The organism is Asaia lannensis NBRC 102526, from assembly GCF_024054035.1.
GTDB lineage: Bacteria > Pseudomonadota > Alphaproteobacteria > Acetobacterales > Acetobacteraceae > Asaia > Asaia lannensis.
The window spans coordinates 1-26323 of record NZ_JAMXQU010000003.1 but is presented as its reverse complement, the minus strand read 5'-3'; the positions used below and the strand labels follow the sequence as shown (position 1 = coordinate 26323).

The 26323-nt window shown below is 58.9% G+C and carries 22 protein-coding genes; 10 read left to right on the top strand and 12 right to left on the bottom strand.

Going from position 1 to position 26323, the window contains the following annotated elements; genetic code table 11:
- Positions 1-12: 12 nt before the first annotated feature.
- From thiO to NF685_RS05000, 5 genes are all read left to right on the top strand, one after another.
- Positions 13-984, top strand: coding sequence for a glycine oxidase ThiO (thiO, locus tag NF685_RS05020; protein WP_252848853.1), 972 nt, complete (start codon positions 13-15; stop codon positions 982-984).
- A gap of 142 nt (positions 985-1126) precedes the next feature.
- Positions 1127-1324, top strand: a complete 198-nt coding sequence (gene thiS / locus NF685_RS05015) for a sulfur carrier protein ThiS (RefSeq protein ID WP_252848852.1) — start codon at positions 1127-1129, stop codon at positions 1322-1324.
- Positions 1325-1327: 3 nt separating this feature from the next.
- Positions 1328-2095 carry a thiazole synthase gene (locus tag NF685_RS05010; RefSeq protein WP_252848851.1) on the top strand — a complete coding sequence of 256 codons (768 nt, stop codon included), beginning with the start codon at positions 1328-1330 and terminating at the stop codon, positions 2093-2095.
- 2 nt (positions 2096-2097) lie between these two features.
- Positions 2098-2709 carry a thiamine phosphate synthase gene (gene thiE, locus NF685_RS05005; protein ID WP_252848850.1) on the top strand — a complete coding sequence of 204 codons (612 nt, stop codon included), beginning with the start codon at positions 2098-2100 and terminating at the stop codon, positions 2707-2709.
- Between the two features lie 136 nt (positions 2710-2845).
- Positions 2846-5425: a cation:proton antiporter gene (locus tag NF685_RS05000; RefSeq protein WP_289847383.1), complete on the top strand. Its 2580-nt coding sequence runs from the start codon at positions 2846-2848 to the stop codon at positions 5423-5425.
- 281 nt (positions 5426-5706) lie between these two features.
- Here NF685_RS05000 and NF685_RS04995 read toward each other — a convergent pair whose 3' ends face one another.
- The 12 genes from NF685_RS04995 to NF685_RS04940 all read right to left on the bottom strand — a co-directional run bounded on the left by NF685_RS04995 (position 5707) and on the right by NF685_RS04940 (position 19097).
- Positions 5707-7209 (bottom strand): SpoVR family protein, encoded by a 1503-nt coding sequence (locus tag NF685_RS04995; RefSeq protein ID WP_252848849.1) that lies wholly within the window; start codon positions 7207-7209, stop codon positions 5707-5709.
- Positions 7210-7211: 2 nt separating this feature from the next.
- Complete coding sequence (locus NF685_RS04990) at positions 7212-8522, bottom strand: YeaH/YhbH family protein (protein WP_252848848.1); 1311 nt, start codon at positions 8520-8522, stop codon at positions 7212-7214.
- 31 nt (positions 8523-8553) lie between these two features.
- Positions 8554-10500: a PrkA family serine protein kinase gene (locus NF685_RS04985; RefSeq protein WP_252848847.1), complete on the bottom strand. Its 1947-nt coding sequence runs from the start codon at positions 10498-10500 to the stop codon at positions 8554-8556.
- A 277-nt stretch (positions 10501-10777) separates the two neighbouring features.
- The gene (locus tag NF685_RS04980; protein WP_252848846.1) at positions 10778-11563 is read right to left on the bottom strand and encodes an MBL fold metallo-hydrolase; all 786 of its coding nucleotides are present in this window, start codon (positions 11561-11563) and stop codon (positions 10778-10780) included.
- On the bottom strand, positions 11560-12342 hold the full coding sequence (locus tag NF685_RS04975; protein ID WP_252849066.1) for a TatD family hydrolase: 783 nt from the start codon (positions 12340-12342) through the stop codon (positions 11560-11562). Before NF685_RS04975 ends, NF685_RS04980 begins: the two co-directional genes overlap by 4 nt.
- 11 nt (positions 12343-12353) lie before the next feature.
- Positions 12354-13895 carry a methionine--tRNA ligase gene (gene metG, locus NF685_RS04970; RefSeq protein WP_252848845.1) on the bottom strand — a complete coding sequence of 514 codons (1542 nt, stop codon included), beginning with the start codon at positions 13893-13895 and terminating at the stop codon, positions 12354-12356.
- A complete protein-coding gene (locus NF685_RS04965) occupies positions 13892-14833 on the bottom strand; it encodes an AAA family ATPase (RefSeq protein ID WP_252848844.1) in 942 nt (313 codons plus the stop codon). Before NF685_RS04965 ends, metG begins: the two co-directional genes overlap by 4 nt.
- On the bottom strand, positions 14830-15459 hold the full coding sequence (gene tmk / locus NF685_RS04960) for a dTMP kinase (protein ID WP_222547333.1): 630 nt from the start codon (positions 15457-15459) through the stop codon (positions 14830-14832). Before tmk ends, NF685_RS04965 begins: the two co-directional genes overlap by 4 nt.
- A gap of 3 nt (positions 15460-15462) precedes the next feature.
- Positions 15463-16695 carry a D-alanyl-D-alanine carboxypeptidase family protein gene (locus tag NF685_RS04955; RefSeq protein ID WP_252848843.1) on the bottom strand — a complete coding sequence of 411 codons (1233 nt, stop codon included), beginning with the start codon at positions 16693-16695 and terminating at the stop codon, positions 15463-15465.
- 9 nt (positions 16696-16704) lie between these two features.
- Positions 16705-17571, bottom strand: a complete 867-nt coding sequence (locus NF685_RS04950; RefSeq protein WP_252848842.1) for a septal ring lytic transglycosylase RlpA family protein — start codon at positions 17569-17571, stop codon at positions 16705-16707.
- The gene (locus tag NF685_RS04945) at positions 17558-18598 is read right to left on the bottom strand and encodes a lytic murein transglycosylase (protein WP_252848841.1); all 1041 of its coding nucleotides are present in this window, start codon (positions 18596-18598) and stop codon (positions 17558-17560) included. Before NF685_RS04945 ends, NF685_RS04950 begins: the two co-directional genes overlap by 14 nt.
- 40 nt (positions 18599-18638) lie before the next feature.
- A complete protein-coding gene (locus NF685_RS04940; RefSeq protein ID WP_252848840.1) occupies positions 18639-19097 on the bottom strand; it encodes a hypothetical protein in 459 nt (152 codons plus the stop codon).
- 536 nt (positions 19098-19633) lie between these two features.
- Here NF685_RS04940 and NF685_RS04935 point away from each other — a divergent pair.
- The 5 genes from NF685_RS04935 to NF685_RS04915 all read left to right on the top strand — a co-directional run bounded on the left by NF685_RS04935 (position 19634) and on the right by NF685_RS04915 (position 26013).
- On the top strand, positions 19634-20644 hold the full coding sequence (locus NF685_RS04935; protein WP_252848839.1) for a LacI family DNA-binding transcriptional regulator: 1011 nt from the start codon (positions 19634-19636) through the stop codon (positions 20642-20644).
- Positions 20645-21005: 361 nt separating this feature from the next.
- The gene (locus NF685_RS04930; protein WP_252848838.1) at positions 21006-22421 is read left to right on the top strand and encodes an MFS transporter; all 1416 of its coding nucleotides are present in this window, start codon (positions 21006-21008) and stop codon (positions 22419-22421) included.
- 112 nt (positions 22422-22533) lie between these two features.
- The gene (locus NF685_RS04925) at positions 22534-23343 is read left to right on the top strand and encodes a 2-keto-4-pentenoate hydratase (protein WP_252848837.1); all 810 of its coding nucleotides are present in this window, start codon (positions 22534-22536) and stop codon (positions 23341-23343) included.
- Between the two features lie 38 nt (positions 23344-23381).
- Positions 23382-24365 (top strand): 2-hydroxyacid dehydrogenase, encoded by a 984-nt coding sequence (locus NF685_RS04920; RefSeq protein ID WP_252848836.1) that lies wholly within the window; start codon positions 23382-23384, stop codon positions 24363-24365.
- A 187-nt stretch (positions 24366-24552) separates the two neighbouring features.
- Positions 24553-26013, top strand: coding sequence for a carbohydrate porin (locus NF685_RS04915; protein WP_252848835.1), 1461 nt, complete (start codon positions 24553-24555; stop codon positions 26011-26013).
- Positions 26014-26323: the final 310 nt, after the last annotated feature.

Sequence of the window (26323 nt, the reverse complement as noted above, 5' to 3'; positions counted from 1 at the left end):
AGGAGCGGTAGGATGGCTGGACCGGAGCCGACGATACTCATTCAGGGCGCAGGCGTTGCCGGTCTGGTAACCGCTGTCACCCTTGCCGAGCGCGGCGCGCATGTGACCCTACATGAAGCCGGCCCGCGTATCGGTAGCGGGGCGTCGTGGTTTGCCGGGGGGATGCTCGCCCCATGGTGCGAGGCTGAATCCGCTCCCGAGGAAGTGACGCAAGACTCGCTTCAGTCTCTGAGCTGGTGGTCGGACCATGTTCCCTCGGTGTTGCGTCACGGCAGTCTTGTCGTGGCCCCTGCGCGCGATCAGGTCGAGCTGGCGCGTTTCGGGCGGCGCACCAGCCATTTCGAGACTATCGATCCAGCACGTATCGCCGAACTCGAACCTGATCTGGCGGGACGGTTCGACCGGGCCTTGTTTTTTGCCGATGAGGGGCATGTCGATCCGCGGATTGCCCTTTCGCGCCTGAAAGAGCGTCTGCTCATGCTGGGCGGTCATATACGCCTCGATACAACGGTGATCGACGGTCAGTTCGATTGGGTCGTGGATTGCACCGGTATCGCTGCGCGTGAGACCGAGCCCGGCCTGCGCGGCGTTCGTGGTGAGATGATCCTCGTCCGTTGTCCTGAGGTCACGCTTCATCGCCCTGTGCGTATGCTTCATCCGCGCATCCCCATTTATATCGTGCCGCGCGACAACAAGATTTTCATGGCCGGGGCGACGATGGTGGAAAGCGATGACGGGCGCGAGATCACCGTTCGCGCCATGAGCGAATTGCTCAACGCGCTTTACACGCTTCATCCCGCTTTTGCCGAAGCCGAGATTATAGAGGCGAATGCAGGCATTCGACCCTCTTACTCCGATAACGTCCCGCGCGTTCACAGGGAAGGAAACAGGATTTCCGTAAACGGCATGTACCGCCACGGATTTCTGCTTTCGCCCGCCCGGGCGGCCGAGGTTGCCGATATCGTGTTTGCCGGACAGGGCTGAGCGAACAGACGCATGTCCGCCCATCCTGGGGCAGGACATTGCGTGCCAGGCTTTCCGTCGTGATCGTATGTCGGTTCGGCGGGCATTTTGCCCAGAGAGTTTCGACGGTTCCGTTCAGATCTGACTTTTCAGGAGACTCACCATGATGATTCGGGTGAATGACGAGACGAAAACCATAACCAGCACCATGCTGGCCGATGCGCTGATCGAACTCGGGTACGGCGATACAAAGGTGGCCACGGCCATTGACGGATTGTTCGTGCCGCGCTCAGCCAGAGGGTCCTGTGCTCTCGAAGAAGGGTGCCGGCTTGAAATCCTTGCGCCGATGCAGGGAGGCTGAGCAATGCGCGCTTATGGAACGGAGCTCCGATCGCCGCTTATGCTCGGCACGGCCCTTTACGACAGTCCGGCGATACTCGCTGAGTCTGTGCGTGCTGCGCAGCCCGGAGCCGTTACGGTATCGCTGCGTCGTGAATCTGCAGGTTTGCAGGCCGGTCAGGCGTTCTGGGAACTCGTTCGCAGCCTGAATGTACCCGTTTTGCCCAACACGGCAGGGTGTCACACGGTCAGAGAAGCCGTGACGACCGCGCAGATGGCGCGTGAGGTTTTCGATACGGACTGGATCAAGCTGGAAGTGATCGGTCAGGGCGACCTGCTGCAACCCGACGTGTTCGCCCTTGTCGAGGCTGCGCGTATTCTGACCGAGGAAGGCTTCAAGGTGTTTCCCTACACGACGGAAGATCTTGTGGTGGCGGAGCGTCTGCTGCGCGCGGGCTGCGAACTTCTCATGCCCTGGGGCGCGCCGATAGGATCGGGCAGGGGGCTTAACAATCCTTTCGGGTTGCGTGCCCTGCGCGCCCATTTTCCGGAAATTCCCATGGTGATCGATGCCGGGATCGGGCGTCCCTCTCATGCCGTCATGGCCTTCGAGCTTGGGTACGATGCCATTCTTATCAATACGGCCGTTGCGAAAGCAGGCGATCCCGTTGTCATGGCGGAGGCATTCCGGCTGGCCTGCGAGGTCGGGCAGATGTCGAAAACAGCCGATCCCATGGATGAGCGCGATATGGCCGTTCCCTCGACACCGACACTGGGCAAGGCGAGCTTCTGATCATGACTGCACGACTACCTTCACCGATCTATCCCGTTGTCGATCATCCGCGTTGGGTTGAGCGCCTTGGCGCTGCGGGTGCCCGCTTCATCCAGCTGCGACTCAAAAATCTCGATCCGGAGACGCTTCGTGCCCAGGTGATCGAAGGGCAGGAGGCCGCCACGCGCCATAACGTGCGCCTTGTTCTGAACGATTACTGGCAGCTCGCGATAGAGCTCGGGATCGATTACATCCATATTGGGCAGGAAGATCTCGACACTGCCGATCTTGATCAGATCAGGGCAGCACGCGTTGCCTTTGGCATTTCGACCCACTCGCATGAAGAGCTCGAACGCGCACTCTCGGTCGAGCCGGATTACGTAGCGCTCGGCCCCATATGGGAAACGAAGCTCAAAAAAATGATCTGGGGGCCGCAGGGCGTCGCGAAGCTGCGCGAATGGCGTGAGCTGATCGGTCCCTCAATGCCGCTGGTCGCTATCGGCGGTATTACGCTCGCGCGGGCACCCTCTTGCATCGAAGCCGGTGCGGACAGCGTAGCAGCCGTTTCCGATTTCATTGCCTCTTCCGATCCGGAAGGGCAGGTCGCAGCATGGTTGCGCGCCTGCGCCCTGTGACATCTCGTGTCGTTCGCTCGACGCACCACGAAATGAAGTAATATTTCATTCAGAATACCGGAGGCGGCCTCGCGGAGACGTGAAGCTTCGCGTATAGACTACAAGGAATGCAGACAATGAGGGAGAACAAGCACCCATGATGGTGACGGGACTGGCTGCCGTTATTCTGGCGTTGGCACTTCTGATGGTTCTCATCAGTGCTGTGCAGCCTCTGGCCCGACGACTTGAAGTCTCGGAAACGGTACTGCTTGCGCTGGCCGGGATCGGGATCGGTGCCGCCGCTGATCTGCTTCTGCGCTCATCACTGACCGAGATTTTCGATGGGGCGGCGGAAACGCTGCTCTATTTTCCGGTCAATAGTGAAGCCTTTCTCCTCATTTTTCTGCCTATTCTGGTTTTTCAGGGCGCGCTCGCAATCGATGTGCGTCGCCTTGCGCATGAGACAGCCACAGTTCTGCTTCTCGCCGTCGTTGCCGTACTGGTCTCAACGCTGACGATCGGTGGTGCGCTTTATCCTTTCGCCGGGCAGAGCATGGTGGTCTGTCTGTTGCTCGGGTCCATCGTTGCCACGACCGATCCCTCTGCAGTGGCTGGAATTTTCCGTGAAATCGGTGCGGCATCGCGTCTGACGCGTCTGGTCGAAGGTGAGGCCCTGCTGAACGACGCCGCAGCCATTGCGATTTTCTCGATCCTGCTCGCTTCTGTCACGTCGCACCGTCACATCGAGCTCGGTGAGACAGTTATAGACTTCTTTGCCTCGTTCGGTGGCGCGATTATCGTGGGCGTGGCAGTGGGTCGCCTGACCCTGCTGATGATTGCCGGGCTCGGCGGTTCGGTTGCGGCGGAAATCACCCTGACCCTCGCATTGCCCTATATCGTCTACATCCTGTGCGATGAATTCCTCGGTTTCTCGGGTGTTGTCGCTACGGCGGCTTCGGGGCTGACACTCTCGGTTTACGGTCCCTCCACGTTCCGCCCGCAGGTCTGGCGTTTTCTGAACGAATTGTGGGTGCAGCTGGTATTCTGGGCCGGATCGCTCGTTTTCGTTCTGGCGACCATGCTCGTGCCACGACTGCTGATCGGCATGACGCGCTGGGACTGCGTGCTTATTCTCATTGCCACCGTGGCCGGTCTGCTGGCGCGTGGAGCCGTGGTTTTCGGATTGTTGCCGATCCTTGCGGCATTCAAGCTGTCGCCACCTGTGCCAGCGCCTTTCAAGACGACCATGGTCTGGGGTGGCCTGCGTGGAGCGATTACACTCGCTCTGGCTCTTGCGGTAACGGAGAACCAGCGCGTCTCGACCTCCACCGCTCATTTCATCGGGATTATCGCAACGGGTTTCGTCCTGATCACGCTTCTGGTGAACGGTACCACGCTGCGTTATCTGGTGGTGTTTCTCAAACTCGACCAGTTGCCGGCAATCGATCAGGCCATGCGTCATCAGGTGCTGAGCAGCGGCCTCGCGCAGGTCGCGGAGCGGACGCACGACCTTGCTGATGAGCTCGGGTTCGGGGCAGGGACCCAGAAAACGATTATCGGTCAGATCGAGCGACGGGCTCAGGAAGAGAACGAGGCCAATACGTTCGATACCGCTCTGGGCGATCGTCAGCGCGTTACGCTGGCTCTGATCACCATCGCCAATCGCGAGCGCTCATTGCTGCTCGACCTGTTTCGCATACGCGGATTGTCACGACGCGTGATGGAGACGCTGCTGCGCTCTGCGGAAGCGATGGTCGACGGGGCACGGCTCGAAGGCCGTTATGGTTATGTGCGTGCCCTGCGTCGTCGTTTGCGGCCGACGCTGCGTTTTCGTATCGCGCAGATGCTTCATCAGCGTTTTCACATCGACAAACCCCTGATGCATTGCATGTCAGAGCGGTTCGAGATGCTGGTGATCGCGCATCTCGTCTCACTCTCTCTCATGCGCTTCATGCATGAGCGGCTGGAGCCGACACTTGGGTCGCGTATCAGCGAGATCGTCTCGGAAGTTCTGGGGCGTCAGAGGCGTATGCTCGACGATGCACTCGAAATGATGCGCTTGCACTATCAGGGCTATTCCGAAGCGCTGGAGAGCCGCATTCTGCACCAGATTGCCCTGCGTCTCGAGGAGGAGGAATATGATGAGCTTCTCAATGACAATCTGATCAGTGAGGAACTCCATCGCGAGCTGCTTAAAGACGTTGAGAAACGTCAGGAGCGCCTTGAAAAGCCGTTACGGTTCAATCTCAAGAGCGGTATCGAGCAGAGATTGCGCTCTTTCCCGGCTTTTCGTGGAGTGCCCGACGGCGTGCTGCACGATCTGGCGATGAGCATTTCGCTGCGTTTCGCTTCGCCGGGTGAGGTTCTGCTCAAGCGCAATGGCAAGATCAAGATGGTCTATGCCGTCGTGGCGGGTCTGGCGGAGGTGCATATTGCCGAGCAGGATGTGCAATTCGGGGCAGGGGATCTGATCGGCGCTGCGCCGCTTATCAATGATACGTTCTCCCGTGGGACAGTGCGAACGCTCCAGTTCTGTCATCTGTTGGCAATTCCTGCGCATCTGTTCCGGCGTATCGTACAGGATTATCCGATTGTGCGACGGACGATCGATGAGCGGGCAGAAGCGCGGCTTGCGGAAGGGCATCGTCTCTCTCTGGTGCTCGGGGCCGATACAGAGCCGTTCATACCTGCGCGGGAAATGATCAAGCCGGTGAAGCCGCCGGAGGCGGGTGCGTAAAGCTCGGACGGGCATGGGTGTCAGCGCGCAGGACCAGACCGGAAGTGTTCGGTATTGTTCGTTCGGCGCTGCATCCGGAGCGCGTAAGATGGCGTGATCGTAGAGGCATGATTGGACCGGTAAAGCCTCTCCTCTCACGCCGATATAAAAGTTCGATAAGATATATTATGCCAACTTGCATATGGAGATATGGGCTTGTCTCGGTCTGTGACCCTGGGTCGCGCCAAAGGACTATGCTGTAACGCGTCGGCATAGTCCTTGGCGCGTGCGCCTAATGGTCGTCACGCCAGCGCGTAGCTTCCCAGCTCTGCGCCAGTCTGACTGTCGACTTCCTTGAGGATGACGCCATAGCCCCAGAGCGCGCCCAGATGCTCAAGTGTCAGTCGTGCATCTGTAGGTTGCAGCAGTTTGCCCGGACGCGTCCGGTGCTCCAGCCGCAGGATGCGATCTCCCGTCAGATCTGCCCCGACAATCTCGATCTCTTCTGCCAGCAATCCGGGATCGTAGGATGCGGCAACCGACCGTCGGATATCGCGATAGCCAGCATCGTCATGAATGGCATCGACGAGCAGATATGGCTGCGTGAGATCGTCTTCCAGCCGGAAGAGCCTGAAGTCCCGCATGACCTTCGGTGACAGGAACTGCTGTACGAAACTCTCATCACGGTACTCTGCCCAGGCATGATGCAAGGTTCCAATCGCGTCCTGATTGCCTGCATGGTCCGGGAACCAGCGACGGTCTTCTTCGGTCGGCTCCGTACACACGCGGGCGATGTCTGTCATCATGGCAAAGCCGAGCGCGTAAGGATTGAAATTCGGCCCTCCCCCCTCGTCGAAACCACGCTGCGTGATGACATTGCTGGTCGAATGAATGACTTCCAGTATCGCTGCGTCGTCTATGAGGTTCTTGTCGTGCAGTCGGTGCATGATGAAGTTGTGCACCCAGGTTGCGCAGCCCTCGTTCATAAGCTTGGCTTGCGGCTGGGGATAGAAATACTGGGCGATCAGTCGCACGATACGAATAATCTCGCGCTCCCAGTTTGCGAGACGGGGCGCATGTTTTTCGAGAAAATAGAGAATGTTCTCTTCGGGAAGGCCGAGACCGGATGCCTGATCGTCTGCTCCGCCACTGCCCTGACTCTGCGTCTGACCTTCGGGAAGCGTGCGCCACAGATCGTTGAATTGCTCGTCCTCATAGGCGCGCCTCTCCCGCGCGCGTTCCTGTTCCTGACGAAGATCGAGGCGCTTGCTTCCTGTATGCCGGTCGACCCCCTGATTTTGCAGCGCATGCGCAGCGTCAAGAATACGCTCGACTGCCTTGAGCCCGTATTTTTCTTCGCAACGCGCAATATAACCGCGCGCGAATTCGAGATAATCAAGGATCTGGGACGAATCCGTCCATTCCCGGAAAAGACGGTTATTCTTGAAAAAGTGGTTATGCCCGAATGCTGCATGCGCAATGACGAGCGCCTGCATCGTGGCTGTATTTTCTTCCATCAGATAGCTGATGCACGGACTCGAATTGATCACGACCTCATAAGCGAGCCCCATGAGGCCGCGCTTATAGGCATTTTCATGCGATACGAAACGCTTGCCTGCAGACCAGTGAGGATAGCTGATCGGCATGCCATGCGATGTGTAAACGTCGAGCATCTGCTCGGACGTGATGATTTCGATACGGTTTGGATACGTATCGAGTTTGAGCTCCTCGCTTGCGATGCGATCGATCTCTCCATAGCAGTCGCGGAGCGTTGCAAAGGTCCAGTCGGTGCCGGTGTAGAGCATGATCACTCCCCTGCCCGTTCGGCCGTGCGACGGACGAACAGATCTCTGAAAACCGGAAATATGTCGCGTCGATCCTGTACCTGACGCATGGCAAGTTGCGGGGCCGTGTCGGCGATGGCTTTATAGCCCCGCCAGAGATCCGTTTCATTACGTAGGAGCGCCCCGCCCATACTGACCTCGACATAGGAGAAATACTGGACAACCGGTAGGATCGACTCTGTCATAAGCCGGTTTACCTTGTTCATGTCTGAAGAAATATTGTCGCCATCAGAGACCTGAGCGACATAGATGTTCCATTTATCGGTCGGGAAACGCTCGGTCTGGATACCATGCATCAGTTCGAGTGCTGTTGAGACGACGGTGCCACCGGTGCGGGGATCGGAAAAGAACACGTCTTCATCGACTTCCTCTGCCGTTTCGGCATGGCGCACGAAAACAATCTCCAGCTTTTCGTAGCGTTTCTCCAGAAACACATGAAGCAGCAGGAAGAACTGTTTTCCCAGTTCCTTCATTTTCTCGGTCATGGAGCCCGAGACGTCCATGACGCAGAAAATCACGGCCTGCGTGGTCGGCTTCGGTACCGGGGTGAAACGTCTGTAACGCAGATCCACCGGATCGACCCAGGGAATGCGCGCAAGACGCTGACGCAGCTGGTCGCGCCGGTCGCGCAAGGTCTGAAGGAGGAGGAATTGCGGTTCAGACAGAGGGCGCGCTTCTTCCAGCGTCTCGATTTCGGTTTCGATATCGAGCAGTTCCTGTGGTTTGGGGCGTTTGAGACCGATACGCCTGCCCATCGAGCGGCGCATGGTACGGCCGAGATCGATCTGCGAAGGGGAGCCGTCGCTCGTAAGCCCCGAACGGCTGGTGGCGAGTGTGGTGGTTGAGGCGATCTCGCGTTTGACGAGATCAGGCAATTCAAGATCGTCGAAGAACAGATCGAGAAATTCTTCCCTTGAGAGGACGAAGCGATACGAATCCTCTCCGCCGCCCTGATCGCCCGCGCCACTCCCCTCGCCGCCGCCCTCACCTTCCCCACCGGGTGGGCGACGCAGTTTGTCGCCTTTAACGAACTCCTTGTTTCCGGAGAGCACGAAATGGCGTGTGCCACCGCTGAAGTAACGATGAAAGCTCGGTTCGTGTAGGACGTCGGCAGGAATGGAGACCGCACTCTCCTGCCCTATTTCGCGTATGCGGCCCTGTGCCGCAGCGTCGCGCACTGCGGTCTGAATGGCCTGGCGCGCCCTTGTCAGGACGCGCTGGCGGTTCTCGGTGTTCTTGCCGTGTGGGTTCGGGCGCCTGTCTATGATTTCCATAAAACGCTCCGTAAGAGAGAAACGGGTGAAATCAGGCCGACTGTTTGACGCGCATATACCACTCGACCAGACGCCTCACCTGACGTTCGGTGTAGCCGCGTGCCACCATGCGGCTGACGAACTCGTCGTGTTTGCGTTCGCTCGTGGTGTCTTTTTTCGACCCGAAACTGATGACAGGCAGGAGATCCTCAACCTGGCTGAACATGCGCTTTTCGATCACGTCACGAATTTTTTCGTAGCTGGTCCATGAGGGATTGCGGCCCCCATTACTGGCCCGTGAGCGGAGGGAAAATTTCACGACCTCGTTGCGAAAGTCCTTGGGGTTGGCAATACCCGCGGCCTTTTCGGTTTTGCTCAGCTCGGCATTGAGCAGATCGCGGTTCAACAACTGGCCTGTATCGGGATCCTTGAAATCCTGGTCCTCGATCCATGCATCGGCATAGTCCAGATAGCGGTCGAACAGGTTTTGCCCGTAATCGTTGTAGCTCTCCAGATAGGCTTTCTGGATCTCGTTTCCGAGAAACTCGGCGTAGCGTCGCGCCAGATCCGATTTGAGCGAGGCGAGATACGATGCTTCGGTCTCTGCCGGGAACTGCTCACGTCTTACGGCCTGTTCAAGCACATACATGAGGTGAACGGGATCGGCCGAGATCTCGCTCGGATCGTGATTGAATGTGGCCGAGAGCACCTTGTAGGCAAAACGTGTCGAGATACCCTCCATCCCTTCATCGACACCTGCGCTGTCCTTGTACTCCTGCATGGCGCGGGCTTTGGGATCGGTCTCGCGTATATTTTCGCCGTCATAGACGCGCATTTTGGCAAACTGGGTAGAATTGGGGTGTGCTTTCAGGCGTGAGAGCACGGCAAACTGTGCAAGCATCTCGAGCGTGTGTGGCGCACAGGGCGCGTTGCCCAAAGCAGAGGACTGGATCAGCTTTTCATAGATTTTCGACTCTTCAGTCACGCGCAGGCAGTAAGGCACCTTGATAACGCAGACACGGTCGAGAAAAGCCTCGTTGGTGCGATTGTTGCGGAAAGACTGCCATTCGGCCTCGTTCGAATGGGCCAGAATGACACCCGTGAACGGTATGGCGCCGATGTTTTCCGTGCCGACGTAATTGCCCTCCTGCGTGGCCGTTAGCAGCGGATGAAGCATCTTGATCGGTGCTTTGAACATCTCGACAAATTCGAGAATGCCCTGATTGGCCCGGTTCAAACCGCCCGAGAAGCTGTACGCATCGGGGTCGTTCTGGCTGAAATTCTCAAGCTGACGGATATCGACCTTGCCGACCAGCGCCGAGACATCCTGATTGTTGTCGTCTCCAGGCTCTGTCTTGGCAATGGCAATCTGGCGCAGTTTCGACGGGTTGAGGCGTACGACCGTAAAACGCGAGATATCGCCGTCAAAATCCTCGAGGCGTTTGAGCGCCCAGGGGCTTGCAATACCGGTCAGGACACGACGCGGGATGTCATACTGTTCCTTAAGAGTCGCCGCGTAGCGCTCAGGATCGAACAATCCGAGCGGACTTTCGAAAACGGGGCTGATCTGCTTGCCTGCCTTGAGCACGTAAATGGGCTCGCGTTCCATCAGCGTCTTGAGACGCTCGCCCAGAGATGATTTGCCCCCTCCTACCGGACCGAGCAGGTAAAGGATCTGTTTGCGCTCTTCCAGCCCCTGCGCGGCATGGCGGAAAAACCCCACAATCTGCTCGACCGCATCTTCCATGCCGTAGAAATCGGCGAAGGCGGGATAGGTGCGTACCGTGCGATTCATGAAGATACGGCTGAGACGCGGATCGCGCGCGGAATCGAGCATCACCGGCGCGCCGATTGCCTTGAGCATACGCTCAGCAGCGCTTGCATAGCAGCTGGGGTCTTCACGGCAGAGAGACAGATATGAAGCCAGTGACATCTCTGTTTCCCGGCGTTCCTCACGGAAGGAAGATGCCAGCGTAAAGACGTCCGAGAATGAACTCATGACTCGTATGCTCCGATGGAGCCTGCCACTGGGCCGGGGGCGAAACGGTCACACCCCCCGCTAGGAATGCAGGCGATAAGTCGGGAAGTCAGGCTATGAGAGACGACAACAGGTGCGGAGCTTGAGGAAGCTCCAGCACGAGGATGAAATATCCCGGACTGGCCGGATTTGAGGGGAATTCACACGGTAACAAACAGGACCGGACTGACCCGATACACGAACGCTATCGCGATGTTGAACCGCGCTTCAACAAAAAACTGGTTAATTGCAGAAATAATTACAGGGTGAGAACCATGCCGTCATAACCGGGCTCGATCCCCTCGGGCAGGACCCGGCGGAGCGCTTCGTAATCGAGCGCCGGACCCATATGGGTAAGAATCGTGCGCTCCGGTTTGATAATGTCGCACCATTCCATAACGAGATCGACCCACGCATGGGCAACATGCGGATCGTACTGGAAACACCCGACAATCCAGGTTTTTACGCCACGCATGGCATGGAGAGAGGCATCGCTGAGATATTCGACATCGGTCGAATAGGCGAAATCGCCGCAGCGCAGACCTATGGTAGGAATACGATAGTGGCGCTGTTCGAACAGTTGCACGTCGAGATCGCTGATACTCAAACGATCTGTCATCCCGATGATATGCGGCTCCGGAACTGGACGGAAAAAACCCGTGCCGCTCCAGGGGCGGAATGCGTAGCTGTAGCGCGCTTCGAGCTCCTGCATGACCGTCTCCGTTGCGTAGAGCGGTAGCGGCGCATCGAGCATGCGATTGATGGCACGCAGCTCGTCCAGCCCCGCAACATGATCGGCATGTTCGTGGGTATAGAGAACCGCATCCACCACGCCTATTCTGTTGCGCAGCAGCTGAGCGCGCAGGTCAGGGCCTGAATCGACCAGGAGACGTCTGCCGCTATCCGCCTCGATCACGATGGACGAGCGCGTGCGTTCGTTACGCGGATTGCCGGGGTCACAGGCGCCCCAGATCCCCTCGCCGTTTTCGCCACCCACCATGGGCACGCCGCCCGAACCGCCGCAACCGAGAACGGTGATTTTCATGCGGCGCGCCTGAACAGGGCATGAAAATTACGTGTTGTGAGTGCGTTGACGGCCTCGTTCTCCAGCCCGCGCTCCTGCGCAAGCCGGGCAGCCGTGTAGGCGACATAACCCGGCGTATTGGGTTTTCCGCGACGGGGTACGGGGGCGAGGAACGGACTATCGGTTTCGACCAGCAGACGCTCGGCCGGCATGGCGCGCGCAACCTCGCGTATGGTCTCGCATTTAGGAAAGGTCAGCAGACCCGAGAAGCTGATATAACCGCCCAGCTCCACAGCGGTACGCGCGAGGTCCATCCCCGATGCAAAACAGTGGAGCAGGAACGGGAACGCTCCTTTTTCGTGTTCGTCGCGCAGGATGGATGCAACGTCGTCATCGGCTTCACGCGCATGAATAACCAGAGGAAGCCCGGCCCTGCGTGCGGCATCGATATGCACACGAAAGCTCTGGGCCTGTGCCTCGCGCACGGGCGGTGCACCGTGAAGATAATCGAGCCCCGACTCACCGATGCCGATCACGCCTTCCGGTTCGGCAAGGTCGATGATCGTCTCGACCAGTGGCGGCTCCTCCTCGCCCACATGGTCGGGATGGGTTCCTATGGCGCACCAGATACGCAGCTCAGGCGTGTCGAAACGGGTCAGATCGATCTGCGTCTGCGCGCGGGACAGGCGCGTACCGATGGTCGTCATGCCCGACAGTCCGTGTTCCTTCGCAAGAGCGAGGGCCGCGGGTACATCGTCAAGCCGGTCCAGATGGCAATGTGTGTCGATAAGACCTGTCATGTGCTTCTCGCTCACGCGGCGTTCTCTGGCTCGACATAACGCGGAAACAGGCCCTGAGGCGCAGGCAGGGCGATTCCGGCTTCAAGCGGGATTGCAAGCGATGCGAAATCGCGCGCGCTTTCGGCAACGCCGAGCTGCGTGAGCAGCTTGTCCATCGTGCCGGGCATGTAGGGCTGCAGCATGATGGCGATATGACGCAATGCCTCGTGCAAGACGCGCAGGACGGTTGCCATACGTACGAGATCGGTCTTCTTGAGCGCCCAGGGGGCCTGGCGGTCGATATAGGAGTTGCAGGCGCGTATGAGCTTCCACACCTCCTCGAGCCCGTCAGTCAGTGCAAAACGCGACAGCTGGCCGCGCAGCAGCTCCGGCAGGAGCGAGGCCGAAGCGAGCAGCGCTGTATCGTCTTCGCTGAGCGTATCAAACGCTGGAAGCTGACCCTCGCAGTTACGGGCGATCAGGCTGAGCGTGCGCTGGGCAAGATTGCCGAGATCGTTCGCGAGCTCGACATTCAGACGATTGACGAGCGAGCGCTTGCTGAGATCTGAATCGCCGCCGAAAGGTACTTCACGCAACAGGAAGAAGCGCACCGGATCAAGGCCGTAGCTGGCCACAAGATCACGCGGGTCGATAACGTTGCCGACCGACTTGCTCATCTTCTCGCCTTCGATCGTCCACCAGCCATTGGCGAATACCGATCTGGGCAACTCGATTTCTGCGGCCATCAGGAAGGCAGGCCAGAACACGGCATGAAAGCGGATAATGTCCTTGCCGACGATATGGGCAGAGGCCGGCCAGTATTTCATGCGCTCTGCGCTGAAATCGGGATAGCCAAGAGCGGACAGATAGTTCGTCAGCGCATCGAACCAGACATACATGACATGGTCCGGGTCGTTGGGGACAGGAATCCCCCATTTGAAGCTGGTACGACTGATCGAGAGGTCCTTGAGCCCCTGTCGGACGAAGCTGACGATCTCGTTGCGTCGGCCCGACGGACCGAGAAATTCGGGGTGTTGCTCGTAAAGCGCGAGAAGTCTGTCTTCGAATGCCGAGAGACGGAAGAAATAGGAAGGCTCGCGCACCCATTCCACCGGTGCACCGGTAGGGGCTGTCTTGCGTCCATCGGCGTGCGTGGTCAGCTCGTCTTCAGAGTAGAAGCACTCGTCACGCAAGGCATACCAGCCCTCATAGGCGTCGAGATAGATATGACCGTTGGCTGCCACCTTTTCCCAAAGCGCCTGCGCGGCCTGCTTGTGGCGCGGCTCGGTGGTACGAATGAAATCGTCATAGGAGATGCCCATGGCGTCGGCCATGCTGCGGAAATCGGCCGCGATACCGTCCGTAAAGCTTTGTGTGTTGACACCGGCTGTCTGGGCGGCCTGTTCGACCTTCTGTCCGTGCTCGTCGGTACCGGTCAGAAAAAACACATCCTTGCCGTCGAGACGATTGAACCGTGCGAGGACATCGGCAGCGATCGAGGTGTAGGCATGACCGATATGGGGTGCGCCATTCACGTAATAGATGGGGGTGGTGACATAGTAACGTGAGGTCATGGGGCACTCGCTATGACGGCTGCCTGTCTGACAGCCTGATTCTTGTCCAGATTGAACCGCTCGGTCTCGCGTTGCAGCGTTTGCAGAGCCGAGAAAGCTTCGGCAGCCCTGCTGGCCTCGACAAGCTTCCCCTGCCCGGCCAGAGCTCTGGCGCGGTTCGCAAGCCCCTCTCCTAGCAAAGAACAAAGCGACGCAAAACCGTCATCGTGACGAAGCAGTGCGGTGAGCGCTTCGCTGTCGGGGCGGTCTGCGCCGTCGAGCATCTGCGTTGCCAGCGCCCGTGCGGAGCGATCCGTGCCCTGATCGGACGAAAGAATGCGGCCCGGCGCGCCCTGAGCCTGTGCGACCAGTCGTTCTGTCTCGGACGGGCTCTTCCCATGGGCGCTCAGCACTGCGCCTGTCTGCTCGGCAGTGAGCGGGCTGAGCGCGAGAAGACGGCAACGGCTCCTGATCGTGGGCAGAAGAGCCGAGGGCGTCGGGCAGGTGAGAAAGAAAACCGTATTCGAGGGCGGTTCCTCAAGAAGTTTCAGCAGGGCGTTCGCCGCATTGCGGTTGAGCGTTTCTGCACCGTCAACAATCACGACGCGCCAGGAACCGTCGGCGGCGGTGTGATGCAGAAAGTCCTGCACCGGACGTATGTCGTCCACCACGATTTCCTGACGCATGCGCTTGCGCTTGTCGTCCATGCGTCTGGCAATGAGCAGCAGATTGGGGTGGGTGCCGGCCGTGATCTGTCTGCCGGCGCGACTTTGCAGATCGGTGCCGTTCAGCAGTAGCCGCGCGCAGTCATAGGCAAACCCCGTCTTGCCGATCCCTGACTCGCCGTGAATCAGCCAGCCATGATGGAGGCGACCGGAGGCAAGAGCCTGGCGGAAAATGCGCTTTTCTGCCTCATGCCCGATCAGCGACGGGATGGCAGGGTGGCCTGATTCGGTCATGATCCGAGATAGGGCGCGACAAGAGCCTCGATGGTAGTGGCAACATGCTCGGGGCTGTGCGAGGCATCGATGCGCTTGACGCGTTCAGGAGCTTGCAGGGCGATGCGATCGAATCCCTCGGCGATACGCGCATGGAAATCGGCCTGTTCCTGTTCGTAGCGGTCGGGCTTCCCTCCTCGTGCTGCGATGCGCGCCGCGCCGACCTCCGGAGGGACTTCGAGCAGCAGCGTGAGGTCGGGTTCGCAGGCGAGAAGTGACCTGAGTGCGCCGATGAAGCGAAGCGTGGCTTCATCGCCTTTGGCCAGCCCGTAGCCCTGATAGACGAGCGTCGAATCATGAAACCGGTCGCAGATGACGATTTCGCCGCGTGCCAGCGCAGGCAGGATTACGCTGTCGAGATGATCGGCACGTGCTGCCATATGGGCAAGAGCCTGCGCACGAAGCGAGAGCGGTGCCTCGTTGAACAGGATCAGTTCGCGCAGCGCCTCTGCACCGGGAGAGCCGCCGGGCTCACGCGTGAGCAGGACCTTGTGCCCGGCTTTGGTCAGTGCCGCATGGAGGAGACGGGTCTGGGTCGATTTGCCCGCGCCCTCTCCGCCCTCGAAGGTTATGAAAAGCCCGCTCACGCCTTAGCTATGGGGCGCAGGTTTGGGACCATGGCCCAGGCGTGCAAGGGCACGCCCCACGAGGCCGAGGCGGGGCACGGCATTGGCGGCCACCAGATCGAGACGTATGTCAGGCATGCCTTGATTTTGCAGAACAAGCGCACCGAGCGTCTGACCCGCCATGACCGGAGCGATGGCCGGTGATGGATACTCCACGCTTATCTTGCTGCGCTGCTGCCATCCATGCGGCAGGGTGAGCACGATATCGCGTGTGCCGACAAGGGCGACGTCGGCTGCCTCGCCCATATAGACCGGCATATGATCGACCACTTGGCCATGATGGAACAGGGTGACGTTCTCGAAATTGGCAAAGGCCCAGCCCAGCAGGCGCTCACCCTCATGGGCGCGTTCGTTCATCGAGCTTGTGCCGTTGATCGTCATGATCACACGACGTCCATCGCGCTTGGAACTGGCGCAAAGCCCGTAGCCGCCCGCATCGGTATGACCCGTCTTGAGACCGTCCGCGAGACCCTTGTCGACCAGAACGTTGCGGTTGCCCTGCTTGATGCCGTTATAGGTGAATTCGGTTGCCGAGAAGAGATGGTAATACTCGGGATAGTCGCGAATCAGATGCATGGCCACGCGGCAGACATCGCGTGCACTCATATACTGCGACTCATCGGGAAGCCCCGTGCAGTTCATGAAATGCGTGTTTGTCATACCGAGCTTTGCTGCCGTCTGGTTCATCAAATTGACGAACTGTTCTTCAGAGCCGGCAATGCCCTCGGCCAGGACGATACAGGCGTCGTTGCCCGACTGGATAACCATTCCTTCGATCAGATCGGACACGGTGACGCTCTGCCCGAGGGGTACGAACATTTTCGAGCCCTGCGTGCGCCATGCCTTTTCGCTGACAGGGAGGGATTGCGTCAGGGTGAGATGACCCGCGCGCAGCATGCCGAAGGTGATGTAGGCCGTCATCATCTTGGTCAGCGACGATGGCGGCATATGCTCGTCAGCCGCTTTTTCAAGCAGGGTCGCACCGGTCTCGAAGTCGATGATGCACGCCCAGCGTGCCACGGTGTCCAGAGGGCCGATCGGGGTCGAGGCGGGAGACCCCGAAGGCGCAGCAGCAGCGGAAGAAGCCGAAGCGGCAGCGGCCGATGCGGTCTTGCCGCGTCGGGGACGCGCAAAAGCAAACTGAGTTGAAACGGCTAACCCAGCCGCACCAGAGAGCAGAAAACGTCTTGTCCGCACGTCAACACCTTATTTGGCCACGATATGGGCGCCCGTGCCACCGCATTGGCGCGCTTGTGCTAATGCCCTATCCGCCTCGGGCACAGTTGTGAAGGGGCCGAGTGCAACCAACCATGGTAATGATCCCGCGCGGCCACCATTTTGCGTAATATCGGCACCGCACTGGGCTGCAATGCGCGCCGCGGCAGCATGACCTGAAAAACTGCCCAGAACCACCCGGTAATAGGGAGCTTCTGCCTGACCCTGCGTGACTGTCTGGGGCATGTCAGGCAGGTAAAGGGTTTTTGCGCCGGTCTCGCGATCGCTCTGCTTCATTCCGAGTGTTCTGGTGCTTCCGTCATCGAGCGACTGCGCCACGATCGCTTCGCGCGGCGCTGCTGCAATTTCAAGTTTCGGTGCTTCCGGGTTGGACTCGGCAATCTGTCGGCTGATGGCCTCATCCTGCACGATCTCGACCGGGGTCGGCTTGTTGTCCATCCCGAGGAGCGCCGCCACGCGCGGCGTCACGGCAAGAATGCGCCCGGCGCTGGAAGGCCCTCTGTCGTTCAGTCTGATCCTTACGATACGCCCGTTCGCCAGATTGCGCACGCTTACCACCGCAGGCAACTGCAGTGTCTGATGGGCGCCTGTCATGGCGTTGGCAGACCAGATTTCGCCATCCGATGTCACGCCGTTTCCGGGGGCGGTCTCAACGACGGCCAGGCCGGTTTCCGAGAGATCGAAATGCTCCGCCGGGTAGAACCATGAGTCGCTTCCCTGCCACGCCGTTCCGATAACATAGCGAGGTGTCGACGCTGGCGGGGCTGAGTCGTGATGGCAACCGGCAAGGGTCGTGACGCTGCCAAGCAGCAGGGCGAGCGCCTTAAGCGACTGCATAGCCAAGCAGTCCAACGCCGAGGGCATAGAAATCGGATGGATTATAGCGTCGGATCGCATCGAAATTGCGATAGACCATGAACGCTTCGGTGCCCGGGCCGTCCGGGCGCAGCACGGCGCCGGTGACGTCCTGACGTGAGAAGACTGACCCATCTTCACGGCGCACGCCCAGTGCCATCCATGAAGCGAGGCTCTGTTTGTTGCCACGACCGAGCTGGGACTGGGGAATGTCTCTGGTCAGCTGGACCGCCTGCCCCCATGGCTCATCCGGTTTCCAGCCACTGCCGTGCAGGTAGTTGGCTACAGAGGCAAACACATCGGCCTCGCTGGTCCAGATATTGCGCCGTCCGTCGTGATCGGCATCGACTGCATAATGGAGATAGGCGCTCGGCATGAACTGGGGCTGCCCCATGGCGCCGGCATAGGAACCCAGCATGGATTCCGGCTGTATGTCGCCATGGTCGAGTATCTGGAGCGCCTTGAACAGCTCTCCGCGAAAGAAACTGGCGCGTCTGCCGTCATAGGCAAGGGTAGCCAGCGCATCGACAACGGAAAATGTGCCGATCTTGCGACCGAAGCCGGATTCCAGCCCCCAGATGCCGACAATGACGCGAGGATCGACGCCGTACATCTTGCCGGTCGCTTCGAGGAGTGCCGATCGCTGCTGATAGGCCGCCTGGCCCTGACTGATGCGCGTGGTGCCGATCACGCGCTCACGATATTGTGCCCAGGTAAGCGTGAATTCCGGCTGATGCCTGTCGAGCTTGATGACGCGTGCGTTGGGCTGAACGGTCAGTGCCAATGCACGGGAGATCGTCGAGTCTGCAATCCCTTTCGCAAGGGCTTCGCGGCGTATCGATGCGAGAAAAGCGGCGTAATCGCCGGTCGGCGCCGCATGGCTCTTATGCGCATGCGCCTTGGATGTCGCCGCCTTGTGGCCAGATGGAGCGGCAAGGCCGGTACCGTACAGGCAGGGTGCGACCGAAGCCGCAGCCAGTATCGAGCGTCGTGTCAGCACCAGTGTCATCCTTGCCTGTTCGTTCTTCTGCGGTGCCCTTCAGCCCTGCTCAGCGACGAAGCGGACGACCTTCAGCAGCACCATGCATGATGAAGTGCAGGAATGGATTGATCGTCAAGGGAATGTCCGGGTTTGCCGCAATATATTCGGCCACGCTGAAATGACCGTTGGGATCGCGGCCTTCGAGATAGCCATGGGTCATGAAATGCTCGACGGCATCGATACCGCATGCGCCGACATCGGGATAAGCAGCAAGATACCAGTTGGCGTCGAAATACAGGGCTTCAGCAGGGTAGGCGCTCCCCTTTTCTTCCTGCTGCGCAGCCAGGGCAGGCTCTGCTTCTGACGGAGCTTCGACGGGTGCTTCGGCCCGAACGTCCGTCAATGTCTCGACGATCTCGGGAGGGCTTGCCTCTGCAATCACGGTTTCGGGCCGGGTGACGGTATCCGGCTGAACGGTTTCCGGTTGCGTCGCTTCCGGCTGGACCGCTTCCGAAGCTGCTGTCACGGCAGGTTTCGGCTGAGGTGAGCCTGCCTGTGATCTCTTGCGTGTCGTTGTCCGGGAACGGGCTGCTTTTGCCAAGGTGATATCCCCTATAGGTCGTTTTTCGCGCACATGCCTGCCCATCGATACAGACGGCGCGTTTCCTGCCGCTACTATGTCAAATTACCGACCAGTGGCTTGATCGCCTGTCCGGTCGGGCCGAAGTTTCAAACTGCTCGTCTTCACTGTCGCGCTGTGACCGGGAGAGATCCGTCACGGCATCGGGTGAAGCAATTGGCGGGGTTCTAGGCGATGCGTTTCGCTCGGTCCAGTGACAAACTGCGCTAAGTTCGGGCCCTGTCGAGTATTACAATATGCTAACACGGCGCCCGTGGAAACTTGCAGACTATATTCTTTGGCAGAGGCGAGACTTTATTCAACCTGTGGGTCAAAAACCGGAATGCAGAGCGGGTCTGGCGTCTCTCCGGGAGCATTATGGATTTTATAACGGTATGCAGGGTACTCGATTGCCCGCATGTTTTCTTGCGAGATAGTTTGAAATGAAAATAAAAGCGGGGGGAGCCTCGGTCAGTCTTCTGGATGTTGCAAGAGAAGCAGGCGTTTCACGCGCAACCGCATCGCTGGTGCTGCGCGACAGTCCGCTAGTTGCCGCCGCGACAAGGGAGAAAGTGCGCGAGGCGATGATGCGCCTGGGCTATATCTATAATCGGGGCGCTGCGAACCTGAGACAAAAGCGTACAGGTACAATCGGGCTCGTGTTATCCAACATAGCCAATCCGTTTTTCAGCGCCCTTACTGCAGGCGTCGAGCAGGCCAACGACCTGTCGGGCAGTGTCTGTTTTATTGCCAATAGCGGTGAATCGCCGGAGCGTCAGGCGCGACAGATCCAGCGGCTGAGAGAGCATAATGTCGATGGTCTGATCGTCTGCCCCGCAATCGGAAGCGATAATCGTCTCTTCGAGGAGATCGACAGGCTCGGCCTCCCTTTCGTGCAGGTTCTGCGTGAAATACCCGACACGACGCGGGATTATGTGACCGTCGATTATGCTGCCGGGATCGATGCGGCCCTCTCCCATCTCAGGGCAAGCGGAAGAAAGCGTGTTGTCTATATCGGCGATATGGACGTCCATTCGGCGGCGCGTGCGCGACTTTCCGGATATGAACGGGCCTGCGCGCACCTTAACCTGACTCCCATGCCGGCGATCGCGGGAACGCGTGACAGCCAGTATGACGAGGCAGCTTTCGACCGTTTGCTGGACAGTACCTCCCCGCCCGATTCCGCAATTTGCTATAACGATATCATCGCGTTGGCTGTCATGACCCATCTCCGCCGACGAGGCCTGGAAGCCGGGCGGGATTTCTCTGTCATCGGAATGGATGACATACCGGCAGCCGGTGCGGCTTATCCAACACTGACAACAATCGCGACCATGCCGACCCGCATTGGTTTTGCTGCAGCACGCCTGCTGGAGAAACGTATCGCAAGACCGACGAGGCGCGTCGAGCAGGAGGTTATTGCCCCCGAATTCGTTCTGCGTCACAGCGCCTGAGGCCCGTCCACGGCTGTGCGCGGAAATCGCATCCAGCGCGCTGCATCCCGAGGTATCACAGAGGAGTGATATGCATGTCACATTTAATCTGTGACTTTTGTTTCGAATTCGCGTTCTATCGTCATTACAGATTTGTTAGCTTCAATGATGTTCCGTACACGTGCTTCCCGGTTCGCCGCTGTTTCTGATCCGCATCCGATTTTTGGATCGATCTAAAAGGTAGAACGAGGGCTGAAAATCGTCTCGGGGCAGGATGATATGTGATGACAGCAATCGATTTGAGAGAAGCGGAAAGCCCCATTCCTGTGGGGATCGTTTCCTCTGATGCCCTTTGGAATGCAGATACGCAGGAGGGACCGACATGGCTGGTGTAGCCTTTATGCGCAACGGCGCATCCCTGCCCCTTCGATCTTCTCCCGCTGCGACGGCAGAGGTACAGCGCCCGGAAATGTCTGCGGCAGAGCTACGTCGCGCTGCATGGACCTGCTCCATCGGGAGCGCGATGGAATATTATGATTTCGCGCTTTACAGCCTCGCCTCGGCGCTGATTTTCGCACCCTTGTTTTTCCCGAGCCGCATTCCGGGGCTCGGGCTCGTAGCAAGTTTTGCGACCTATTTCATCGGTTTTGCCGTGAGACCGCTCGGTGGCATCTTTTTCGGACGTCTCGGCGACCGTTACGGGCGAAAGCGCGTGCTGCTATTGACAGTGACCCTTATGGGGCTCGCCAGCGCCATGATCGGGTTAATCCCCTCTTATAACAGCATAGGAATATTTGCGCCGGTTCTTCTTGTTTTCCTGCGTATGGCCCAGGGCTTCGGCGCGGGAGCCGAACAGGCAGGTGCGGCGGTGATGATGACCGAATGCGCGCCCAGGCAGCGTCGCGGCTATTATGCTGCCCTGCCCTTCCTTGGCATACAGATCGGTACGGTCGCTGCGGGACTCATTTATTATGCCATGCTGACCGGCGTGCCGGACATTACGCAGACCATGCTCTGGCGTGTGCCTTTTGTCGGTAGCGCGGTCCTGCTTCTGATCGCACTTTATATGCGGCTGCGCCTCAAGGAATCGCCGACTTTCGCCAAAATAAAGGAGGATGAACGCTACGAGGAAACCGCTCCGATCCGTCAGATTCTGACCTCCTCCTGGCGGCCGATCCTCGCTGGCATGGGCCTGCGTATGGCCGAAAACGGCGGATCGTCGATCTATCAGGTCCTTGCGATCAGTTATCTTGTCCACACGGTTGGCATGAACAGCCAATGGGGCACTCTCGTCCTTATCGGCGCAGCACTTGTCGGGGGTATAACCATCCCTGTTGCAGGCTGGCTGAGCGACCGCTTCGGACGCATACGTATCTATCGTGGTTTTGCCATCCTGCAGGCGGTGAGCGCGCTCCCTGTCTGGTATGTCTTCAGCCAGGGACATCCTGTTCCGTCAGCGATCGCTCTGTCGTTTGCGCTCGGTGTTGCGACATGGGGTATGTTCGGAACCCAAGGGGCCCTTCTGCCAGAGATGTTCGGTCTGCGTCATCGCTATACGGCGGTTTCGTTCACACGCGAATTCTCTTCAGTCATCGCAGGCGGTGTCTCACCCATGGTGGGACAGTTTCTCATCGCATTATTTGCGCGCTTTCATATCGGCGGCGTGGGAAGCGGCAAATATGCGTGGATCCCGCTTTCGATCTATGTCGCCTTTCTCGCCTGCCTTGCCATCATCGCGACATTTTACGTTCCCGAAACGAAAGGGCGCGATCTGATGGCACAGGACGATGCCCTGTAGTCCCCCATTCCTTCTGCCATCCAGGGAAGCGATCCAACGCAGGGTCATTTCTCACCATTCGGATTTTCTGTCTGAGCCTGCGCTCCTGTTCCTCTTGTGACTGTCTGCTACCATGATGCTTTTCGATGACTGCATGTCGCCCGGCGTGGTCTCCTCCGTCCTTCATCCAGCTGCGGCAAAATTTCTGAAAGTCAGGGCTGGCGCTGATCCTCTCTCGGCACTCCTGTTGTCCGACGCGCCGCGTGATGAAGCAGAAGCCTATCTTGTTCAGGATCAGCTTGCGCGCGCTATGGTGCCTGACCAGGGGGCAGTGTGTGGCTGGAAGGTTGGTGCGCCCGCGCCGGAAGCCGAGCCGTTTGCTGCGCCGCTTCACCATGCGACGCTCTTTGACGGGGATACCGAACTCCCACGAGGTCTGTGCAAGCATTTCGGTGTCGAGGCCGAGCTGGTCTATCGCTTTCATCGCGATCTTCCGGCTCGCGAGCGGCCCTGGACACTGAATGAGGTGCTGGATGCAATCGGGAGCATTCATACGGCGATCGAGATTATCGATACGCGTTTCGAGCAGCCGAACACCCAGCCACGTCTTGCTCATCTTGCCGATCAGGCAAGTCACGGAGCGCTTGTCATCGGGCGCGGTAGCGAGAGTTGGCGTCGTTTGAGCCCGGTCTGTGAGACGGTTCGCCTCGCTTTGAGCGACGGACGGGTGATCGAACATATCGGTGGCAATTCTGCGGGCGATCCGAGACGCCTGCTTGTCTGGCTTGCCAATCATGCTGCAGCGCGTGGCTTGCCCATTTTGGCCGGACACTCCGTCACGACGGGCTCCATGACCGACACGATCTTCGTGCCGCCGGGTACAACGGCGACGGCCCAGATCGCTCATCTGCCGCCCGTTACACTCACCATACCCGACGCCTGAACAACGAAAGCCTTCCAGCCAGCTCAAGGAACGCCACGATGAAACCCGATATCCTTCTTGTAGAACCGATGATGCCCGCCATCGAGAAAGCACTCGATGAAGCCTACGTCGTGCACCGCTGGGCCAACCAGCCACTCTCCAGCGGCCTGTCTGTCCGTGCTGTCGTAACCGGGGGTGGAACTGGCGTTCCCCGTCAACTGATGGATGCCCTCCCCGATCTCGAACTCATCGCCATCAACGGTATCGGCACCGATGCAGTCGACCTTGTGGAGGCATCGCGCAGGAATATTGCCGTGACGGTAACGCGCGATGTGCTGACCGATGACGTGGCCGATCTCGGTATGGCGCTCATGCTGGCAGCAATGCGCGATCTTTTGCCCGGTGACCGGCTTGTGCGTGACAATCTCTGGGGACGTCAGGGACTACCTCTTGCCCGCAAGGTCTCGGGCGCGCGTCTCGGGATCGTGGGAATGGGTCAGGTCGGACAGGCCATTGCCCGACGGGCACAGGCCTTCGCCATGCGGGTCGCCTATTTCAGCCGGCGTGACCTTGCCCTGCCCGGCATACCGTTCATCCCCGATCTGGTGCAGCTTGCAAATCAGAGCGATGTCCTGATCGTAGCAGCATCGGGCGGTGCGCAATCGCGGCACCTTGTGGGGCGTAATGTCATCGATGCGCTCGGCCCGGAGGGCCTGCTCGTCAATGTCGCACGGGGCAGCGTCATCGATGAAGAGGCCCTCGTCGAGGCTCTGCAGGACGGCCGTCTGGGGCGCGCGGCGCTTGATGTTTTTGCCGATGAGCCCAGGGTGCCCGATGCACTCAAATCGATGGACAATGTCGTTCTTCAGCCTCATCGCGCCAGTGCAACCATCGAGACACGTACTGCCATGGGGCAACTCGTACTCGACAATGTCACAGCCCATTTCTCAGGCGTGCCGCTGCTGACCCCTGTCTTCGCGCCAGCGCCGTCTGCCGACCCGGTCAGATCGCAGCCGGCGCTCGAAACGCTCCCGGCGCGATAGGGAACAGCCGCATTATTCAGGGCATGTACGGCGCCGGACCTTCAGGCCGGGGCGACGGATTTCACTCCGGCGTCCTGGCGGTCGTGTCGCAGGTCAACTCCTGAATAGCGCGGGACCAAGCGCGTAACGAATAGGCCGCGCGTCGGGGGCTGACCACACAAGAAGCTGATCATCAGGACAGTCGATCATGTTTTTCATGTTTCGTGACGGATACCTGCTGCGCGCAGGGTCGATACTGACGCGTGTTTTCGGTCCGTCGCACACGGCACTTTGCGCCGTCGCGCTCTGTTTTACGGCGGTGTCGGCGCAGGCGCAGTATCGCGGGCCGATTTCGGAAACCGCGCCGCTTTTCGCGCTGGATACGCCGACGTCCTACGCAAACACACCGTTCACGCCGCCGGTTGAAAGCATGGTTCTTCCCTGGGAGCGTCTGGTCCGGAAACTGAACCGTCATGGCATCGGTATTGTTGTGGATTATACCAGCGAGAGTGCCATGGTACTGAACGCAGGCCATGCGGGCGATGCCTCTTACACCCATCAGATCGGCATGGAGCTCGATCTGGACTGGTCGAAAATTGTGGGCTGGAAGGGCTTTGTGACCCATGCCGTGATCGTCAATCGTGCCGGGCACAATCTCGCGTCAGATCTGGGGGAGAAATCGCTGAACGGATTTCAGGAGATATATGGCGGTGGGGGAAATGTCGGGGTTCATCTCGTCTATGTTTACGGTACGCAGGATCTGTTGCGTAACAGGATGCAGATTGCGCTCGGTAAAATGCCGGTCAACATAGATTTTGCCAATTCGCCCCTGTTCTGCACATTCATGAACAAGTCGAATTGCGGCATACCTAAATCCCTGACCCGAACCGCTGCCGGTTACGGAACATACCCGGGGTCGACCTGGGGCACGAGGCTGCGCTACTGGCCGCTACACGGTATCTACGTTCAGTCCGGGCTTTACGGTGTTAACCCCTATCTCAATACGAACCAGTACGACCGTACCGGCTTTCGCATGGGGACCGAGCTCTATACCGGGGTCTATATCCCGACCGAGATCGGTCTCATTCCTTCTTTCGGGAAAAACCAGCTGGTCGGGCATTACAAGTTCGGCGTCGGTTACGATTCCTCGAATTACCGGGACGTCTATTTCGATAAAAACATGAATCCCGCAGCTGTGACGGGACTTCCCTATCGCTGGACCAACGGCAAGACACAGGTCTGGATACAGGGTGACCAGATGCTGGTGCGCAATGGCCATGGTCCCCTGCAGGGTCTTTACGTGCTCGCTGGTGCAACAAAAAGCCAGGGGCAGAACAGCGCCTATGACTGGCAGGTCTATGCCGGAGTTGTCGATCGTGGACTGTTCAGATCCCGCCCCAAGGACACAGTTGGTGTGGAATGGTCGGAAACCTTTGCGAGCTCCCGGCTGGTCGACTCACAATGGATACGTTTCCGGCGCGGGCTGTCCCTGCCAGGAAATGCCACGTATCCCCAGAGTCATCTCATGACGTTCGAGGCAACGTACAATTTCCATGCCTTTCGTGGGCTGTCGATTCAGCCGGATTATCAGCATATCTGGCGTACGAACCTGCAGGCGGATAAACCCCAGGTCGATGCAATCGGCCTGAAAATACATGCGGTGCTCTGACATGCTATGCGCTCTGTCGCGTGGTTCGAGACCCGCAGTTCGCGCCATTGACTTCCCGAAAATGAACGGTTTTTCGGCCTGAATGAGGCAGAGGCATCCTTTGCTTCGCTGCCTCTCCCCACTGAAGGGCGCCTCATGCTCCGTAATAGCTGGGCATCGCCATAACCATCCAAGGGGTTGGCACTATCAGAGAAGAAGAGACCGGGACTGCTTTGGCCAAGAGCCTGTTTGGAAACTCACGGATGGGCATTTCTGCGGGTGAGATTGGCGCCCATGGCGACGAGGATCATGGCTTGTGAGACGTCGATAC